Origin of the sequence: Pantoea sp. Ft-CA_14 (assembly GCF_024520875.1) — a bacterium.
Lineage (GTDB): Bacteria > Pseudomonadota > Gammaproteobacteria > Enterobacterales > Enterobacteriaceae > Pantoea > Pantoea agglomerans.
On record NZ_JALNPM010000005.1, the window covers coordinates 154,795 to 173,179 of the forward strand.

An 18,385-nucleotide genomic window follows, 5' to 3' on the forward strand; every position below is an offset into this window, starting at 1 on the left:
AGGGTTATTTCACCTCAGCGATCCGGGTCATCAGATCCTGATATTTGCCGCCAAACTGATCGCGCACCGGCTGGGTCGCTTTGACGAAGTAGTCGCGGTCGGTCTGCTGGAAGGTGACGCCACCCGCCTTCATTTTGGCGATCGACTCTTCGGTATAGGTCGCCCAGAGCTGGCGCTCCTCATCCTGCGCCTCTTTGCCGAGCTTCTTCAGCAGCGCCTGATCCTCAGGTTTCAGGCGATCCCAGGCGCGTTTTGAAAACAGGATCATCTCTGGCTGGATAAAGTGGCCGCTGAGGGTGTAGTACTTCGCCACCGGCATATAGTTATGGGCGACAAAGGTCGGTGGATTGTTCTCGGTGCCATCGACCACGCCGGTCTGCATCGCACTGAACACTTCACTGACGCCCATCGCCACCGGATTCGCGCCCATCGCTTTCAGCGTCGCCAATGAGATGGCGCTGTTCTGCACCCGGATCTTCATGCCTTTCAGATCTTCCGGTTTTGCCAGCGGCTTCTTGGTAATCATGTTGCGCTCACCGGCATCGGTCCAGCCCAGGAACACCATGCGGGCGTTGGGATCTTTATCGAATTTGTCGGCAATCTCGCGGCCTATCTCGCCATCCAACACTTTGTGCATGTGGTCAATGTCGCGGAAAATGTAGGGCAGGGTCAGCACGCTGGTTTCCGGGGCGATCGAGGTGACTGGCGCCAGCGACACACGGATCATGTCGATTGCGCCCAGCTGCACCTGTTGCAGCGTCTGATCTTCGTCCCCCAGCACGCCACCGGCGAAGAGCTTCATCTCCAGCCGTCCATCGGTGGCCTGTTTGAGTTTGTCGCCCATGTGCTGCAGGGCGACCACGGTCGGATAACCGGCAGGCTGGACTTCAGCCACTTTGATCACCTGTGCCGTGGCGGTGGCGCTCATCATCATCGCCGCCAGGGCACTGGCCAGGCATGTTTTCGTCATTCTCATTATTTTGTCTCCCGCTGAGGTAGGACGGCGTCCGGCGTCGGGGGCTAACCGGAGAGAACCGTGTGGAGCCAGCATAGTGAAAACGCGCGCCAGTAAAATGCGGCAATGCTGATTGAATGAATGCCATCACATTTTGAAACGATGTTTTAATAAATTTTCATGCAACTTCACATTTTCGAAACATCCTTGTCAAAAGTGTTTAAACCTGGTCAATTGCGGGTAAATGGCGTCGATCAGCTTTGTAAATACTAATGAGAACTACTATCAATTCGCCGTCGTTTTGCTATTATTCGCGCTTGTCTCGCATCCCTGAATCAGAAGTTGGAGAAGCAGCGTGGTAGCCAGTGATTTGATGCAAACGGACCTCTCCGTTTGGGGCATGTATCAACATGCCGATATCGTGGTAAAGGTGGTCATGATTGGCCTGTTATTGGCCTCAGTGGTGACCTGGGCGATCTTCTTCGGCAAATATGCCGAACTCAGCGCCGCTAAGCGCCGCCTGAAGCGCGAGCATCTGGCGCTGGGCGAAGCCCGCAATCTGAATGACGCCGCCCGCATTGCCCAGTCGTTTACCGGTCGCAGCCACAGTGTGGTGCTGCTGAATGATGCGCAGAATGAGCTTGAACTGTCGGCTGGCGTGGAAGATACCAACGGGATTAAAGATCGCACCAGTTTCCGCCTTGAGCGTCGCGTCGCTGCGTTCAGCCGTCATGCAGGCCGGGGCAATGGCTTCCTGGCGACCATCGGTTCGGTTGCGCCGTTTATCGGCCTGTTCGGCACCGTATGGGGCATCATGAACAGCTTTATCGGCATCGCTAAAACCCAGACGACGAACCTTGCGGTTGTTGCACCGGGTATCGCCGAAGCGCTGCTGGCAACCGCGATTGGCCTGATCGCTGCGATTCCGGCGGTGGTGATCTACAACGTCTTTGCCCGCATGATCGCCAACTACAAAGCCTCGCTGGGTGATGTCGCCGCTCAGGTGATGCTGCTGCAGAGTCGTGATATCGATCTGGGCACCGTCGCCACTGATGTTCCGCGTCCTGCGACGGCTCAGAAACTGCGCTTAGGGTAAGTTCTTATGGCAATGCGATTAAACGACGATCTGGAAACGGATGGTGAAATGCATGAGATCAACGTGACGCCGTTTATCGACGTCATGCTGGTTCTGCTGATCATCTTTATGGTGGCCGCGCCGCTGGCCACGGTCGACGTACGCGTCAATCTGCCCGCCTCAACCAGCGCGCCGCAGCCGCGCCCGGAAAAGCCGGTTTACCTGTCGATTAAAGCGGATAAGCAGCTTTACGTCGGTAACGATCAGGTCACGCCGGAGTCGCTGGTTAACGTGCTGACTAACCAGACCCAGGGCAATAAAGAGACCACCATTTTCTTCCAGGCGGATAAGTCAGTCGATTATGAAACGCTGATGAGCGTGATGGATAAGCTACGCACGGCGGGCTATCTGAAAATTGGTCTGATGGGCATGGAAACCGTGAAGAAATAGCGGGTTATCCGGCTCAGGAAAAAGGCGACTGTTCAGGTCGCCTTTTTTATGGCTGCTCTCCAGCCCTATAAAATCAGGCAAATCAGGGCCAGGGTAATCACTTATGCTGCCTGAGCTGAATTGTTAATTGGTTGTTACTTATGTACATAGATTTGTAAAGTGCAATGGTGAGCCAGGTCACATTAATCCCGCATCAGGCAGGCTAAAACGGCTAAAAAACAACAGGAAGCCGTTATGAGTCACACCCCCTCTTTACAAAAGCCGCCGAAAAGTGCCGCCCGAACCATCTTCACCGTCACCAGTGGTAACTTCCTGGAGATGTACGATTTTATGGTATTTGGCTACTACGCCACTGCCATTTCAAAAACCTTCTTTCCCGGCGATGACCCGTTTGCCTCCCTGATGCTGACCCTGATGACTTTCGGTGCCGGCTTCCTGATGCGCCCGTTGGGGGCGATCATCCTCGGTGCCTACATCGACCATCATGGTCGTCGTAAAGGGCTGTTGCTGACGCTGGGCTTAATGGCGATGGGCACCCTGACTATCGCGCTGGTGCCGGGCTATGCCACCCTGGGCGTGGCAGCGCCGATTCTGATCCTGCTGGGACGGCTGTTGCAGGGCTTCTCGGCGGGCGTGGAGCTGGGTGGCGTGTCGGTCTATCTGGCCGAAGTCGCGCCCAAAGGACGCAAAGGCTTTTTCGTCAGCTGGCAGTCGGGCAGCCAGCAGATTGCGGTGATCTTTGCTGCTCTGCTGGGCCTGATGCTGAATCATCTGCTGGCGAAAGAGGCGGTGACGGAGTGGGGCTGGCGTATCCCGTTTGTGATCGGCTGTCTGATTGTGCCGTTCCTGTTCTATATCCGCCGGATGCTGGAAGAGACCGAGGCGTTCAGCAAACGTAAACATCATCCGAGCATGACGGAAATCATGCGGTCTGTCGCCAGCAACTGGGCGCTGGTGCTGGCGGGGATGCTGATGGTGGTCACCACCACGGTGATGTTCTACATGATCACCGCCTTTACCCCGACCTTTGGTAAAACGGTGTTGATGATGAGTGACAAGCAGGCGTTCCTGGTGACGCTCTGTGTCGGTGTCTCAAACCTCATCTGGCTGCCGCTGATGGGGGCGTTGTCGGACCGCGTCGGTCGCCGTCCGCTGCTGATCATTTTTACCCTGCTGATGATTGTCACCACCTGGCCGGTGCTGCACTGGCTGGTGGGATCGGCCAGCTTCGCTCACCTGCTGGAAGCGGAACTGTGGCTGTCGTTTCTCTATGCCAGCTATAACGGTGCGATGGTGGTCTATCTGGCGGAGATCATGCCTGCTGAAGTGCGCGCTGCCGGTTTCTCCATGGCTTACAGCCTGGCGACGGCGCTGTTTGGCGGCTTTACGCCTGCCATCTCCAGCTACCTGATCCATGCCACCGGTGACAAAGCGATGCCGGGCGTCTGGCTGACCTTTGCCGCAGTCTGTGGGTTAATCGGCACGTTGCTGATTGGCCGGATGGTGAAGCAGTATCAGACCCGTCACAGCGGCACGCCGGTCAGTGCTTCACTCTAAAACGACAAATCGACCACCACGCTGTCGCTGTAGTTTCCGGCTGGCGGCGTGTTCTGCGTGGTCAGGATGCGCGCGGTGTAGTTAAAACCGCGCGTCAGTCCATCCGTGGATACCGCCGTCGAGGTGGTACTGCTCCAGCGTTCAGTGCCTGCCGATCCCCAGCGATTGCTGGTGGTGCTTTTATAAATTTCATAGCTCAGCCGATTCGCGCCGCTCGCCATATTCCTGACGCTGCCCACCGGATAACTGCCGTTGCTCAGCCCGACGGTATAGGTGCTGCCTTTGCTGCACAACACGTTGATGGTCTGTGATACGGCGGAGAAGCTGCCGACCAGCGGCGCGCTGCCAAAGCTTATATTCGGCGCGGTGATGGTGGTGCAGTCATTGGTAAGAATGGCGGTGATATTAATCGGGATGACACCGCTGCCGTTCTGCTCGCTTAAACAGATATTGCCAATCGCAACGCTGGTGCAGATGCGATAAGTCACGGCCATATTCAGCGTCAGCTGGTAGGTCCCGGCGGCGACCACCTGACCGGGAACGGTGCGCAGATAGACCGGGATGGCGAAGTTAAGGCTGCCCAGCAACCCCGCCAGGTTGATCAGGGTCTGCGAACCATAGACAAATGGCGTGCCGCCAATCGTCAGTTCGGTAGCGCAGGCCGTGTCGGTGCAGAGCCGCACCGGCACATTATCGCTGCCGGTATCACCGCTGCGTTTCAGCGTACCGCGCGTGCCGTTGCTATTGGTCGCGCCCGTCAGCTGAAAGGTGATCTGGTTATTGCCCAGCAGCGACAGCCCGGCACCCGCGCCACAGTTGACGTTGGCATTCGTGGTGGTGGAACTGACGGTGGTGTTAGCCACAAAGGTTGTGACTGAACCGAAACTGGCGGTCGATGCGGGCAGGGCGCAGGCGGCGTAGCCCAGCGACGGCAGTAACAGCAGCAGGCCAGCCAGTATTACAGATTTCATCATGGTCGGTTTCCGGACGTAAATGATTCAGCGGGAGAGGGGGCGCTGCCTGCGGCAGGGGCGGGCAGCGCACAGGTCAGGGGGCCGTAAGTTTTCAGCGCCTGCGGCTGACCGCTGGCGATGCGCAGTTCGGTTTCGCACTGGCGGCCATCGGGCGTCACCACCTGCATCGGGTTACTGGCGGCGAGATCTTCCATCCAGACGATGCCATCCCAGCCGACATACTCTGTGGGATGATCGGGACGCTGCACCAGGCTTGATACCGGCAGCGGCTGGCCCTGCGCATCGACCAGGATTACGCTGGCTGAGCGCAGTTTCTCCACCGGGAAGTTGAGCAGATAGCCGCTCTGGCGTTTCACCGCAAAGCGCTGCTCAACCCGTGGCGTGGTCATATCTGCCGGCAGGTCGAGGGTGTCGATATCATATTTGGCCGGGTAGTAGCTGCTGATGGCGGGCACCAGCAGATAACCCTGTTGATTGGTGCGTCCCATCGACTGATTCTCGTAGCGCACGTTAACGTCGGGATAGTTGGTCTTCACCAGCACAAAGGCGTCGTTGATCTCGTTAGCGGCAAAGACGCTGTTGTCCATTAACACCAGCGCACCCGAGAGATCGGCCCACTGGGTGAGGTTATCATCATCGCCATAGAAGCCCGCCGAGGTGTCAATCTGGTTGTTGCGATAGCGCAGACTGCCCTGACGATAATCGCCGCTGTCTCCGCTCTGATTCGCCCAGGAGGCATCCCAGGCGAACCCGCCGTCGCTGGGCATGGCGCGTGAGGCATAAACGCGCTGACTGTCGCGGCCACGCTGGTCGCGTTCGTTGCTGAGGGCAACGCTGCCCTGTTCGCCAAACGGGATCACCAGCGAAATCGCCCCGGTCCAGCTTTTCTCCTGCTGATCGCGGCTGGCCGAGACATAGAGGCTGCTGTTACCCCACAGGTTTTTACTCCATGAGAGGTTCCACAGCCGGGTGCGATCGCCCTGACCGTCGGTGATGTCGATGAAGGCGGCACCGACGCTGCCAAAGCGGTTCAGCGAGACGCTGGCGCTGTACTGAGCACTGCGGCGTGAGAGTGCGTAGCGGCTATCCGCCTGGCTACCGGCACGGCTGCCGACCAGCGCCAGATTGCCGAAGTCGCTGCTGCGCTGGGTCTGTTGAGTGCCGATGTTGAACCAGCGGTTGTTGTACTGATATCCCCAGCTATATTGCCTGCCGCTCTCGCCATCGAGCTGACTTTGCGCCACCGCGCCGTTGACCACGCCCCAGCTGCCGACGCGCAGCTGACCACCCAGCCCGCCCATCGCCAGCGTTTCGCTGCCTTCGGCGTGGCTCTCCAGCGTCAGCCAGTCGGTCATACCGTAACGATAAGAGCCGCTGGCCGCTGCCTCACCATAATCGAAGTTCTTTATGCCGTAGTTTTCGCGGATTGCCCCGGCAGAGAAGGCGTAGTCCGACAGCCCCGATTTCAGCAGGTTACTGGAGACGTAAAACGGCATGGTGGTGGTGACACGGCGGCCAACCGCATCGGTGGTGGTGATCACGGCATCACCTGCGCCGTTAACGAATGGCACATTGGTCATCGACCAGGGGCCAGGCTGCACATTCGCCTGGCTGGAGCGATAGCCGTTGATAAAGAGATCGACGGTGGAAGGCACGGCGGCCTGACCGGAAAAAGCGGGCAGCGGATAGGTCACCAGATCGGGACGGACGCTGAAGTCGCGACCGACGCGGATGCCACCGAGCCGCACGCTGCTGCTCCAGGCCAGCGAGTCGGTGACCAGATCGCCGACTCGCCAGCTTACCGCCGCATTCTCATCTTCATTGCTCCACCAGGTGTCGTAGCGGATATAGCCATCATCCTGATAAGTCGTACTGCCTTCCAGCTGCTGTTGCCAGACGCCGTTAGTGGAGAAATGACCGGCATCACCAAACAGCCTTAGTTCGTTCCAGGCGGACAGGCGGGAGCCACTGTTATCCGTGCGGCTGGCGTAAAGATCATAATTAATCAGCGCGCCGCTGCTGGTACGGCCCGGATAGCGCGGTCCGTTCTTCGCCTCGCCAATCACCTGACCGGGCAGCCACTCAGGCGGTACGGTCAGCAGCAGACGCTGTCGCGCAGCGTCATACTCCACTTTGATGGGTTGCAGGCTGCTGACATCGACCTGCGGCTGCTGGCCCAGCTTATCCGCTGGCAGGCCGGCACGCTGCAGATCGCCACTGCGAATCCAGAAATGACCGTCGCGCTGCTCTGCCGGCACAATATTGCCGTTCTCCTGCTGGTTAATCACCAGCTCCAGCATATATTGCTGACCGTTGCTGCTGGTCTGCAGGCTGGGCGGCGGGGGCAGGGATGAGTAAGTCTCCGCCAGCACAGGATCCGGCGTAAAAGCGTAAATAACGCTGGCCACGGCCAGCGCGCAGGGATGCAGGGAAAACGGTCTCATTCAGCGCTTACTTCTGGGCAGCGCTACGCCACTGGCTCTTGTTAACCTCTGCGGTGAGTTCGCCGCTCACCGGCGAGGTGAGCGGCCAGCGGTGATAGCTGTCAGCCAGCACATAGCCGTATAAGCCTTCGACCAGTTTGCGACCGCCAATCGCCACATTGCTCAGCCGGGCGTGACCGCTGCCGCTGTTGGTTAACTGGAGCCAGCGCCTGCCGCCCTCGCTGACCTGTTGCCAGCGCAGAGCCGGGCGAGCGCTGTCTGTGTTCAGCCCGGTACCGTAAACAAACAGCGGCACCGAATAGCGCATCTGAAAGGTCAGCCCGGCCTGATTCTCGCCGGGATTTCGCGGGGTCGGGATCTCATCCAGCACCACCCGATAGGCCAGCTCTTTACCGGCCGCAGGCGGCGTCTGTTTAATCAGCCTGACCAGCTGTTTCTGGCCTGGCTCCATTCGCACCATCGGCGGGCTGGCGACCACCTGCTGCTGAGTCTGATACTGCTCCTGGCCATTGTTCTGCTGCCAGCTGAAGACGCGGATCTGCATCATGGTGGTGCTGTTACCGCGATTCTCCAGCCAGAGTTCGCTGGCTTTCTCTTCAGGATTAATGGCGGGATCGATGGGCCAGATCATGACCGAATTCGCGGCGAAGGCCGGGGAGAGCAGGGTGGAACTTAGCAGCAGCAACAGGGCGCGCAGTGGCTTCATGATCATATCCTTGTTTTCTATCACCTCACCAGCTCAGGGTGACGGTCAGCGTGTCGGTATAAACGCCGGCGCGCGCAGTGCCGGGCAGTTGTAGCTGACCGTAGATCGGCAGCGTAATGTTATTGGCATTGCTATAACTCAGCGGCACCGCCTGGTTCACCGGGATCACCGTGGTGCGGCTGGCGTTGCTAAAGAGCGTGTAGGGAACGGTGTTGCTGAAATTGGGCAGCTTCAGGTTACGGGTCGTGGTGAAATTGTTGCCCTGATTAATGCTCATGCTCAGCGTGGTGCCCGGCGTACAGGCGAGATTAATCGAGGTGCTCTGCAGAAAGCTGGCGTTGACGGTATTCGCCGCCACGCCAGACTGCGTACCGAAATTAAGCGTGCCAAAGACGCCGGTATTGGTACCGGATATCACGCAGCCTGCCACAATCGACGCGGTAACCTGGAAGGTGCTGGTTGGCAGACTCCAGGCGCTGATACTCCCTGTCAGCAGGGGCAGGCCGCATGCGATCGTCAGGCAGGATCGCCAGAGAACCACCCGTATTTACCTGCGACAGCAGTTAATAGTTCACGGCAACGTTAATCGTGTCGGTATAGGTTCCGGCAGGGATCAGGGGATTGAAGCCGCCGCCGACCACCCGGCCATAGATGGCGTAGTTGGTCCCCAGCGTCGGATCGGTGGTACCGCTGGCGGCGATAGGCGTATTGTTGGCGATCGCCGTGGTAAAGGAGGCATCACTGTAGAGGGTATAGGCGATGCCCTGCGCATTATCCGATCCCAGCACCAGATAACGCGGCGATGCAGAGGCGGTGCCGTAGATGGTCGCCGGTGCAGTATTGCTGCTGGTGACCACCACGTTGTAATCCTGACCAGTGGTGCAGCGCACAAAAATACCGTTACCAGCCGCACCGACCAGTGTGGCGTTCAGGGTATCGAAAGTGGCTGCGCTGCTACCAAAGTTCAGGGTACCGAAGTTAACGCCCGCCGTAGCCGACTGGCCGTTCACCAGACAACCGGTGGTCAGGGTTAACGTGGCATTGATGGTTCCCGAGGTCGTCGCCGCCTGGGTTAATGACGGAATAGCGACAGTTAATCCTGCAGCGGCAAACAGAAAAAGCTTGAGTTTCATAATATTTCCTTACGGATTATCCAGAGTCAGTGCTTTTTCACCCGGTGTTTATTAACGATTCAACCCAAAATAAAGGAAATAAAATAACAAGGTAGGCAGTGCCGCTATCTTAAGAAAAATATTAGACTTAAGAATGCTGATTTATATCAGTTTTACTTACTATAGATCAGTTAAAGCGTTACGCGAAGCCTTGCTATTTATTTTTGATTAATCAAAACGTCACTCCGGCCGATAACCCAGTAACAGCAAGGCGCGAAGACGAGGCGATAAAACAAAATTCTTTGTTTTTTCGGTATCTGGCATGCTTTCTGCTTCGGTGATATGTTCCTGTACCAATCAGACATAATAACGGTTTACCGGCTTGCTCTGCGGGCGGCTAATAAGATGCAGGTTATAAATGGCCAGCGTCGGCGGGCGCGTTTTGCCTGACCTTCAGGACCACAAAATACCGAAATTTAATCACTTTCACCCATCGGGTGTTTTCAGATCACTTATCAGACTGTACACAGCACCCGTTTCTCCGCGGGTGGTGAGGAGTTGCACATGTTGCCTGTCACCTGGGATAGCGTCCTGATCTGCGTTTCGCTGATCGTGGCGTTCATTGCCTCTTTTACAGCCCTGGATACCGCCGGACGAGTGGCGGTATCCCGTGGCTGGAGCGCCCGGTTCTGGCTATTGGTGGGCGGCATCGCAATGGGGATTGGCGTCTGGGCAATGCACTTTATCGGGATGCTGGCGATGATGATGCCGATGATGATGCGCTATGACACGCGACTGACGATCCTCTCGCTGCTGGTGGCGATCCTGGCGTCTGTGCTGGCTTTTGGCCAGACGGTGGGTGGCCTGCATCTCACCCGCCAGCGGCTGCTGCGCGGCACGCTGATCCTGGGCGCGGGTGTGGTGGTCATGCACTATCTTGGTATGTATGCCCTGCTGATTGAACCGCAACCGGAGTGGAATGCGCTGCTGGTGGCGCTCTCTGTGCTGATTGCGTTTGCGGCCTCTGGCCTGGCGCTGTGGCTGGCCTTTCATCTGCGCCAGGGCGATCATCATCTGATGCTGATGCGCGGGCTGGCCTCTCTGGTCATGGGCATCGCCATCGCCGGTATGCACTATGTAGGTATGGCGGCAGCAGAGTTCAGCCACAGCAGTATGATGCAGCCGCACGGCGTCAGTAATGCGGGCCTGGCGGTGTGGGTAACGCTGATTACCCTGACTATTCTGGGTATCACTCTGCTGAGTTCGATGCTGGATGCGCAGCTGCGCGCCGCGCGTCTGGCGACCCGCCTCAATCGCGCTAACCAGGAATTGCGTCAGCTGGCGATGCATGACAACCTGACCACGCTGCCCAATCGTGTAATGCTGGAGCAGCAGCTCGATCTCGCCATTAAACAGGCGATGCTTAATGAGCATCGCTTTGCCGTGATCTATATGGATCTCGATGGCTTCAAAGCGGTCAATGACACATGGGGACATCATGTCGGTGATCGGTTGCTGGTGGCGGTGGCGGAACGGCTGTGCAGCCAGCTTAGCAACACGATGCTGCTGGTGCGTCTGGGGGGCGATGAATTTGTGCTGATGGCTGAGTGCGATATCAGCGCAGCCCGCCAGCTGGCGCAAAAACTGGTTAAAGTCATCAGTTCGCCGTTTGAACTTGACCGCTATGTGCTGCACGTTTCACTCAGCGCGGGCATTGCGATCTTTCCGCTGCACGGTCGCAACCGGCAGGAGCTATTGTTTAATGCTGATGCGGCGATGTACCACACCAAACACAGCGGACGAAACGGCTGGTGCCTGTTTGAACCGGCCATGAGCGCCGCGACGCAGCATCAGCTGGAGCTGGCGAACGATCTGTGGGAGGCGATAGAGCGCGAGCAGATGCGGCTGTTCTATCAGCCCAAATTCTGTTCCGGCGGCACCAGGTTAATAGGATTCGAAGCGTTGTTGCGCTGGCAGCATCCGCAGCGCGGTTTACTGACGCCTGAGCTGTTTCTGCCGCGCGCCGAAAAAACCGGTCAGATTATTGCGCTGGGTAACTGGGTGATCGGGGAGGCCTGCCGTCAGCTCAGGATATGGCACAGCCAGGGCCACAGTGACTGGACAGTATCGGTGAATCTCTCCGCGTTGCAGTTTCACCAGCGTGATTTGCTGACTATCCTGACGCAGACCCTGGCGCGTAACCAGTTGCCAGGCAGCGCGCTGATGCTGGAGATCACTGAAGCGATTGCCATGCACGATCCCGCTTTCAGCCAGCAGCGCATTCGTGAATTGCAGCAGGCGGGTGTCAGCGTCGCGATTGATAACTTCGGCATCGGCTATGCCAACCTGCTGCATCTCAAAGATCTGGATGCCAGTGAACTCAAAATTGATCGCAGCTTTATCAACTGCCTGCGGCCCGGCAGTGAAGATGCGACCGTAGTCAGCGCCATGCTGACCCTGGCGCAGAGCCTCAATCTGCGCATGGTGGCGGAAGGGGTGGAGACTGAAGAGCAGCAGCATTTGCTCACCAGCTTAGGCTTTGATGCGTTGCAGGGCTATCTGCTGGGCAAGCCGACGCCAGCAGACCGGGTTGAGGCGCTGAGTTTTCCCTCACTGCGACAGCCGGTGGCGTCACTGTCCGGCTGATAGCGCTGACAGCAACGATAGATTTCATCACTCAGAATGAGTGGAAGGATGCAGGGTTCGCGGCTCATTAACCGCCGGGCTGTGCCGATAACTAAGAGAATAATTTTAAAACCCTCTGCCCAACCACAAGCTCTGCTTTCGCGGGAATGCACTATGTTAGCGACCTCATACGACTCTTTTATCGTCATCGTCTCCGTTCTTGTCGCGATGCTGGCTTCGTTCACCGCCTTAGATATGGCGGGACGGGTGGTGCATTCAACCGGCAAAGTTGCGCTGGTCTGGCTGTTCGGCGGCGGTTTTTCCATGGGCATCGGCATCTGGGCGATGCACTTTATCGGCATGCTGTCGATGAACATGGAGATGGTCATGAGCTACAACGCCGGGCTCACCGCCTTTTCTGCAGCCATCGCGGTTTGTGCGTCGATATTTGCGCTGTGGCTGGTCTGCAATGGCGATCTGCCTTTGCCGCGCCTGGCAGGCGGCGCGCTGATCCTCGGCAGCGGCGTAGTCGCGATGCACTACACCGGCATGGCGGCGCTGATGTTCTCCCCCGGTATCGTCTGGAAATGGAGCTGGGTAGCGCTGTCGGTGGCGATCGCCCTGGCCGCCTCTGGCACCGCGCTGTGGCTGGCGTTTAACCTGCGGGAAGGACAGACCAGCCGGGTCACCCTGCTGCGCATTGGCGCATCGGTGGTGATGGGCTGTGCTATTGCCGGCATGCACTACACCGGCATGATGGCGGCAGAGTTTCCCGTCCACAGTCATCCGGTCGGGCAGGGCGTCAACAGCAACTGGCTGGCGATTCTGGTCACGGTGGTCACTATTTCGATTCTGGGCATTACTCTGCTGGTGTCGATGCTGGATGCGCGGATGCAGGCGCGTACCTCGATTCTCGCCAGTTCGCTGGCTGAAGCCAATCGCGAGCTGGCACAGCTGGCGTTGCACGACAACCTGACGCGGCTGCCTAACCGCATCCTGCTGGAGGATCGGCTGGAGCAGGCGATCAACAAAGCGAACCGTGAGCAGAGGCAGTTTGCCCTGATGTTTATGGACCTCGATGGGTTTAAGGCGGTCAACGACGCGTTCGGACACCACATTGGCGACAGTCTGCTGGTCGGCGTGACCGAGCGCATGAGCGAGCAGATGACCGGCTACTTCACGCTGGCGCGGCTCGGCGGTGATGAGTTTGTGCTGCTGGTGGAGATCGACGATCCCAATGATGCGGCGGCCATCGCCGATAAGCTGGTCAAAGCGGTGGATCGTCCGTTTGATATCTCACGCTATGAGCTGGTGGTATCGCTGAGTCTTGGCATCGCGGTCTATCCCGGCGATGGCGTGGATGAGCGCGAACTGATGTTCAACGCCGATGCGGCGATGTACCACACCAAAAATAATGGCCGCAACGGCTACACCTTCTTTCAGCCTTCAATGAACATTCAGGCCCAGAGCCAGCTTCAACTGAATAACGATCTCTGGCAGGCGCTGGATCATGATGAACTGCGCCTGTTCTATCAGCCAAAATATTGCGCGCCGAGCGGTCCGATTCTCGGTTTTGAGGCGCTGCTGCGCTGGCAGCATCCGCAGCGCGGCCTGCTGTCGCCCGATAAATTTCTGCCAATGGCAGAAAAGACCGGAATGATTGTCAATATCGGCAACTGGGTAATTCATGAAGCCTGTCGCCAGCTGCGCCAGTGGCATCTGCAGGGCCATCCGCACTGGTCGGTGGCGGTGAACCTGTCGGCGTTGCAGTTTGAGCAATCGAATCTGGTGAAGACGGTGGTGGATGCGCTGGAAAAACATCAGATTCCGGCCGAACTGCTGACGCTGGAGGTGACGGAAACCACCGCGATGCGCGATCCCGATGAGAGCGTGCGTATTCTGACTGAGCTGACCCAGCTCGGGGTGAAAGCTTCAATTGATGACTTTGGCACTGGCTACTCCAGCCTGCTCTATCTGAAACGGCTACCGGCCAGTGAACTCAAGATTGACCGGGCCTTTGTGAACGAGCTGCAGCATCACACAGAAGATGCCACCATCGTGTCGGCGATAGTGGCGCTGGCGCAGTCGCTGCAATTGAAAGTGGTGGCCGAAGGCGTTGAAACCGCTGAGCAGCAGGCCTTCCTGACCAGCCTGGGCTGTAATACGCTGCAGGGCTATCTGCTGGGCAAGCCGGTTCCCCCGGAGCGGGTGCCGGAGCTGGCTGATTATGTGGTGGCAGAAATTGAAGAGGCAATTGCGGAAGTGAGTCTTAATGCCGAAGCCGAAGCCGAAGCCGAAGCCGAAGCCGGGCAGCCGCAGGTCGCTGTGATCTGACCTGCCTGAAGCCGTGAAGAATCAGCGCAATCGGATAAAGCGATTCGCGCCGCCTGTCATTGGTCGCCGTGCGTGGTAAAGTCTCGCGGTCAGACTATTCACGGTCAAACAAGGAGAGGTCACCCGTGGCGAAATACCAGCGATTGATGGATGAGATTCAGCAGCAGATAGAGGCCGGCATCTGGCTGCCGGGCACCCGTCTGCCGTCATTGCGTCAGCAGGTCGCGCAACAGGGCGTCAGCCTGATGACGGTGCTGCATGCCTATGAGTTGCTGGAGAGTCAGGGCTGGATCGTCTCCCGTCCACAGTCGGGTTACTACGTTGCACCGCGTGCCTTAGCACCCGCGCCGCTGAGCGTGGCGATCAGTGAACAGGTCGATATCAACGACTTTGTGTTTGATGTGCTGCAGGCCACGCGCGATCCGGCCATCGTGCCGTTTGGCTCCGCCTTTCCCGATCCCGCACTCTTTCCGCAGCGCCAGCTGATGCGCTCGCTGGCTAACGTCTCTCATCATCTGACCCCAACCGATGCGCTGCACAATCTGCCGCCCGGCAACGCCACGCTGCGACAGCTGCTGGCGCAGCGCTATGCGCGTCAGGGCATCACCCTGTCGCCGGATGAAATTGTCATCACCAGCGGAGCGCTGGAGGCGCTGAACCTCAGTCTGCAATCTCTGACCGAGCCGGGCGATTATGTGGTGATTGAACAGCCGAGTTTTTATGGCGCGCTGCAGGCGATAGAGCGGCTTAAGCTCAAGGCGCTGGCGATTCCGGTCGATGCCAGAAATGGCATCGACCTCGTCCAGCTGGAGGAAGCACTGCAGCGCTGGCCGGTGAAAGCCTGCTGGCTGATGACCACCCTGCAGAATCCGCTGAGCGTAACCTTAACGCCGGAACGCAAACAGCAGCTGGTCGCACTGCTGGCGCGTTATCAGGTGCCGATGATTGAAGATGATGTCTATGCCGAACTCTGGGCGGGTGATGCGCCGCCGCTGCCGGCGAAAGCCTGGGATCGCCAGGGGAACGTGCTGCACTGCGGCTCATTTTCAAAGTCGCTGGTGGCAGGATTCCGGGTCGGCTGGGTCGCGGCGGGGCAGCATGCGCAGCGTATTCAGCGGCTGCAACTGATGAGCACGCTCTCTACCAGTGCGCCGATGCAGCTGGCGCTGGCCGATTTTCTTGCCACGCGGCGTTACGACACCCATCTGAAGCGGCTGCGGCAGATTCTGGCGAAGCGACAGCAGATGGTGCGCCAGGCGTTAATGAAGGTGCTGCCGCCGCAGGCCACGGTCAGCGAAGCGCGTGGCGGCTATTTTCTCTGGGTGACGCTGCCGGAAAGCATCAATACGACCCGGCTCTATCAGCGGGCGCTGGCTCAGGGGATCAGTATTGCACCGGGGCAGCTATTTTCGGCAGGTGAGCAGTTCAGGCACTGCTTCAGGTTAAATACCGCCTGGCCGTGGGATAGTCGGGCCGAGGCGGCAATCGTGAAGCTGGGTCAGCTAATGGCGGAAGGATAGGCGGATTAAACCCGCGCCGCTTCCTGATGGCCCCAGGTCAGGTAGTAGACATCATAGAAGTCCACTTCCCCTTTTTGTGTCAGCAGACGCTGGATACCGCTCTTCACGCGTTCTGGTGTCTCAGGCAGCGACAGAATGCGTGAGATTGCCTGTTCGCGTACCGGCTGAATGTAATACCACTCGCCGTTGTAGCAAACGCGCAGATCGAGGGCATCGATATCTTCAAAGCGATATTTCGGGTTGATATCCAGCAGCATCAGCACACTCATCACCAGCACAAACACGGTGGCAAACCAGAAGGCGGGCCAGCCGAGCATCTCGGTGGTGAAAATCAGCGCCACGCACAGGCCGTAGCAGAGATACATTACTGCCCAGAGACCAGGGTGGTTCTTCAGAAACGAGAGGCTGAAACGCGGCAAATTGTCGCGACGTTCTTCGCGGTTAAGCAGGGCGATCTCGTCAATCAGGATTTGTTTAATAGCGTCCATTTGTTACCTCACTGTCATCTGTTAGCTATTACAACAGATAACAGTCAAGCATATCAGAAACAGATCTGTGCTTTTTTTATATAACAGTTTATACGACAGTGACCGGGGCGTCGGGCTGTGGCGCCTTTAGACTTCCCGCCTGACATTTTGCAACACTTTGCCGCAGTAAGAACCGCTATCCGCCGTCGCGCAGGCACACTCCGACCCTATAGTTAACGACACATTTGGCTTTAGTCAGCAATATCAGTCAATTATCTCAATTGTGTCGTCTGGCGCACATTGCATTGTACCGCGGGTTTGCCACACTTAGAAAAACATCGGAGAACCTGTATGCGTGCCTCATCCTCCAGTCTGCTATTAATGATGTCCTTTGCCGCTGGCACCTTCTCGGCCGGGGCCTCTGACAATCCTCAGCATCTGATGCTCGCCAGCCCGTCGGGCGGTGTACCCAATAACCCGTTACCTCTGATTATCTGGCCGCGCGTGGTGCCGGAAGAGGAGGAGATCGCTGCGTGGTTTGAGAAAACCTTTGAGGAGAACGGCTGGCCACCCGCCTGGCGCTATCCGATCTTCCCATACACCCATTATCATCCTAATACCCATGAACTGCTGGGCGTCGCTGAAGGCTGGGCGGAAGTGCTGTTTGGCGGCGACAGTGGCCGGATGGTGACCCTGCGCGCAGGCGATGCAGTCCTTATTCCGGCGGGTGTCGGCCATCGGCAGGTCAGCGCCAGCGAAGATTTTATGGTGATAGGTGCCTATCCGCACGGGATGTCGCCGGAGACGCTGCGCGATGAGCCCGCGAAGCTGAAAATGGCCCAGGAGCAGGTGAAAAAAGTGCCGTTGCCGACGCAGGATCCCTTTACCGGCAAAGAGGGCGCATTAACCGAGATCTGGCAGCCGATTGCGGCGCTCACCGCCCAGCAGTAAGCCACGGGGCGAGCACGCCCCGATGCCGCTCCGCCAGCCCGGCTTTCGCGTCCCGTAAGCCGGGCTGTCACCGGGCTGTCATCAAACTGTCGTAGCGTTTTGCCCAGCATGTTAACGGCAAAGGCAGAGTAAGATGGCGGCAATATCGTTAACCGGACTGAGTAAAGCGTTCGGCGCCCAGCCGGTACTGGACGCGATTTCGTTACAGATTAATCAGGGCGAGTTTGTCGCCGTTCTTGGGCCTTCTGGCTGCGGCAAAACCACCCTGCTGCGCCTGCTGGCCGGCTTTGAAACGCTCGACAGCGGTGAAATCCGCATCGGTGAACGGCAGGTTGCCGCAGACGGGCTGCACCTGCCGCCGGAAGCCCGCGAGCTCGGCGTGGTGTTCCAGAACTACGCCTTGTGGCCGCATATGACGGTCGCGGAGAACGTCGGCTACAGCCTGAAGGTGAACGGTGTGGCGCGCGCAGAACGCGAACTGCGCACCACCCAGGCCCTGACGCTGGTCGGGCTGGATCGCTTCGCCGACCGCCGACCCGCCGATCTCTCCGGCGGTCAGCGCCAGCGCGTGGCGCTGGCTCGCTGCCTGGTGGCACGGCCGACGCTGGTGCTGCTGGATGAGCCGCTGGCTAACCTCGATGTCCATCTGCGCACCACCATGGAAGAGGAGTTCCGCCGCTTCCATCGCCACAGTGGCGCCACCTTACTCTATATCACCCACGATCAACGCGAAGCGATGGCACTGGCCGACCGCATCGTGGTGCTCGAACACGGCAGAGTAATGCAGTTCGCCAGCCCGCAAACCCTGTGGCGCGAACCGGCTAATGAGATGGTGGCGACCTTTATTGATGAGGGGCGGGTGCTGCCGGTCAGCGACATTGAGCCGCTCGATCCGGGTCAGGCAACCGCCACGCTCTGCGGGCTGCGGGTTTTGCTGCGCTGCTCGCCTCACCAGCGCCCGCTGCCGCACGGCAAAGCCAGCTTCCACAGCGTCAGTTTTCACCTCGCCACTGAGGGAGAGCGGCAGTTTGCCGCCCGCGTTGAGCGCATTATCTTTCGCGGTGGCTACCATCAGATCAACCTTCGACCGCTTAATCAACCGGATGTCAGCCTGTCGCTGACGCTTAATGATGCTGCATTACTGGCGGTGGATGACACCGTCGGCGTCGCCGTCGATGACGGCTGGATTCTTCCTGCATAAAGGGTTTCAGAAAC

Annotated in this window: 15 protein-coding genes; 8 read left to right on the forward strand and 7 right to left on the reverse strand. The window is 58.3% G+C overall.

Annotated features, from left to right (window positions below; all coding sequences use genetic code 11):
* Positions 1 to 4: 4 nt before the first annotated feature.
* On the reverse strand, positions 5 to 976 hold the full coding sequence (locus NR195_RS10155; protein ID WP_010249015.1) for a TRAP transporter substrate-binding protein: 972 nt from the start codon (positions 974 to 976) through the stop codon (positions 5 to 7).
* Between the two features lie 352 nt (positions 977 to 1,328).
* Between NR195_RS10155 and exbB the strand changes: the two genes are divergently transcribed.
* From exbB to NR195_RS10170, 3 genes are all read left to right on the forward strand, one after another.
* Entirely contained in the window at positions 1,329 to 2,051 is a 723-nt protein-coding gene (gene exbB / locus NR195_RS10160; RefSeq protein ID WP_171820344.1) for a tol-pal system-associated acyl-CoA thioesterase, read from the forward strand.
* Positions 2,052 to 2,057: 6 nt separating this feature from the next.
* Positions 2,058 to 2,480, forward strand: coding sequence for a TonB system transport protein ExbD (gene exbD / locus NR195_RS10165; RefSeq protein WP_010249013.1), 423 nt, complete (start codon positions 2,058 to 2,060; stop codon positions 2,478 to 2,480).
* A gap of 234 nt (positions 2,481 to 2,714) precedes the next feature.
* Positions 2,715 to 4,037: an MFS transporter gene (locus tag NR195_RS10170; protein ID WP_010671115.1), complete on the forward strand. Its 1,323-nt coding sequence runs from the start codon at positions 2,715 to 2,717 to the stop codon at positions 4,035 to 4,037.
* Here NR195_RS10170 and NR195_RS10175 read toward each other — a convergent pair.
* Genes NR195_RS10175 through NR195_RS10195 form a run of 5 tightly spaced genes read right to left on the reverse strand, consistent with a single transcriptional unit; the run spans position 4,034 to position 9,294 of the window.
* Positions 4,034 to 5,011 (reverse strand): spore coat U domain-containing protein, encoded by a 978-nt coding sequence (locus NR195_RS10175; RefSeq protein WP_010249011.1) that lies wholly within the window; start codon positions 5,009 to 5,011, stop codon positions 4,034 to 4,036. The genes NR195_RS10170 and NR195_RS10175 overlap by 4 nt on opposite strands.
* Positions 5,008 to 7,455, reverse strand: coding sequence for a fimbria/pilus outer membrane usher protein (locus tag NR195_RS10180; protein WP_033785604.1), 2,448 nt, complete (start codon positions 7,453 to 7,455; stop codon positions 5,008 to 5,010). Before NR195_RS10180 ends, NR195_RS10175 begins: the two co-directional genes overlap by 4 nt.
* A gap of 7 nt (positions 7,456 to 7,462) precedes the next feature.
* On the reverse strand, positions 7,463 to 8,161 hold the full coding sequence (locus NR195_RS10185; protein WP_256844482.1) for a molecular chaperone: 699 nt from the start codon (positions 8,159 to 8,161) through the stop codon (positions 7,463 to 7,465).
* Between the two features lie 25 nt (positions 8,162 to 8,186).
* Positions 8,187 to 8,702, reverse strand: a complete 516-nt coding sequence (locus NR195_RS10190) for a spore coat U domain-containing protein (protein WP_039388136.1) — start codon at positions 8,700 to 8,702, stop codon at positions 8,187 to 8,189.
* 22 nt (positions 8,703 to 8,724) lie between these two features.
* The gene (locus NR195_RS10195; protein ID WP_010249006.1) at positions 8,725 to 9,294 is read right to left on the reverse strand and encodes a spore coat protein U domain-containing protein; all 570 of its coding nucleotides are present in this window, start codon (positions 9,292 to 9,294) and stop codon (positions 8,725 to 8,727) included.
* Positions 9,295 to 9,837: 543 nt separating this feature from the next.
* Between NR195_RS10195 and NR195_RS10200 the strand changes: the two genes are divergently transcribed.
* The 3 genes from NR195_RS10200 (at position 9,838) to NR195_RS10210 (ending at position 15,752) form a co-directional block, all read left to right on the forward strand.
* Positions 9,838 to 11,919, forward strand: coding sequence for a bifunctional diguanylate cyclase/phosphodiesterase (locus NR195_RS10200; RefSeq protein WP_256844483.1), 2,082 nt, complete (start codon positions 9,838 to 9,840; stop codon positions 11,917 to 11,919).
* 153 nt (positions 11,920 to 12,072) lie between these two features.
* The gene (locus tag NR195_RS10205) at positions 12,073 to 14,232 is read left to right on the forward strand and encodes a bifunctional diguanylate cyclase/phosphodiesterase (protein ID WP_256844484.1); all 2,160 of its coding nucleotides are present in this window, start codon (positions 12,073 to 12,075) and stop codon (positions 14,230 to 14,232) included.
* A 125-nt stretch (positions 14,233 to 14,357) separates the two neighbouring features.
* Positions 14,358 to 15,752: a PLP-dependent aminotransferase family protein gene (locus NR195_RS10210; RefSeq protein ID WP_045139620.1), complete on the forward strand. Its 1,395-nt coding sequence runs from the start codon at positions 14,358 to 14,360 to the stop codon at positions 15,750 to 15,752.
* Between the two features lie 5 nt (positions 15,753 to 15,757).
* Here NR195_RS10210 and NR195_RS10215 read toward each other — a convergent pair whose 3' ends face one another.
* Positions 15,758 to 16,240 (reverse strand): YlaC family protein, encoded by a 483-nt coding sequence (locus tag NR195_RS10215; RefSeq protein WP_010249002.1) that lies wholly within the window; start codon positions 16,238 to 16,240, stop codon positions 15,758 to 15,760.
* A gap of 330 nt (positions 16,241 to 16,570) precedes the next feature.
* Here NR195_RS10215 and NR195_RS10220 point away from each other — a divergent pair, with 330 nt between their 5' ends.
* A complete protein-coding gene (locus NR195_RS10220) occupies positions 16,571 to 17,170 on the forward strand; it encodes a cupin domain-containing protein (RefSeq protein WP_010249001.1) in 600 nt (199 codons plus the stop codon).
* 133 nt (positions 17,171 to 17,303) lie between these two features.
* Positions 17,304 to 18,371 carry an ABC transporter ATP-binding protein gene (locus NR195_RS10225; RefSeq protein WP_256844485.1) on the forward strand — a complete coding sequence of 356 codons (1,068 nt, stop codon included), beginning with the start codon at positions 17,304 to 17,306 and terminating at the stop codon, positions 18,369 to 18,371.
* Positions 18,372 to 18,385: the final 14 nt, after the last annotated feature.

Coding starts and splice junctions, on each gene's coding strand:
- NR195_RS10225 (WP_256844485.1), top strand. CDS start 17,304: ATGGCGGCAATATCGTTAACCGGACTGAGTAAAGCGTTCGGCGCCCAG.
- NR195_RS10195 (WP_010249006.1), bottom strand. CDS start 9,294: ATGAAACTCAAGCTTTTTCTGTTTGCCGCTGCAGGATTAACTGTCGCT.
- NR195_RS10215 (WP_010249002.1), bottom strand. CDS start 16,240: ATGGACGCTATTAAACAAATCCTGATTGACGAGATCGCCCTGCTTAAC.
- exbB (WP_171820344.1), top strand. CDS start 1,329: ATGCAAACGGACCTCTCCGTTTGGGGCATGTATCAACATGCCGATATC.
- NR195_RS10205 (WP_256844484.1), top strand. CDS start 12,073: ATGTTAGCGACCTCATACGACTCTTTTATCGTCATCGTCTCCGTTCTT.
- exbD (WP_010249013.1), top strand. CDS start 2,058: ATGGCAATGCGATTAAACGACGATCTGGAAACGGATGGTGAAATGCAT.
- NR195_RS10155 (WP_010249015.1), bottom strand. CDS start 976: ATGAGAATGACGAAAACATGCCTGGCCAGTGCCCTGGCGGCGATGATG.
- NR195_RS10185 (WP_256844482.1), bottom strand. CDS start 8,161: ATGAAGCCACTGCGCGCCCTGTTGCTGCTGCTAAGTTCCACCCTGCTC.
- NR195_RS10180 (WP_033785604.1), bottom strand. CDS start 7,455: ATGAGACCGTTTTCCCTGCATCCCTGCGCGCTGGCCGTGGCCAGCGTT.
- NR195_RS10175 (WP_010249011.1), bottom strand. CDS start 5,011: ATGATGAAATCTGTAATACTGGCTGGCCTGCTGCTGTTACTGCCGTCG.
- NR195_RS10170 (WP_010671115.1), top strand. CDS start 2,715: ATGAGTCACACCCCCTCTTTACAAAAGCCGCCGAAAAGTGCCGCCCGA.
- NR195_RS10220 (WP_010249001.1), top strand. CDS start 16,571: ATGCGTGCCTCATCCTCCAGTCTGCTATTAATGATGTCCTTTGCCGCT.
- NR195_RS10200 (WP_256844483.1), top strand. CDS start 9,838: ATGTTGCCTGTCACCTGGGATAGCGTCCTGATCTGCGTTTCGCTGATC.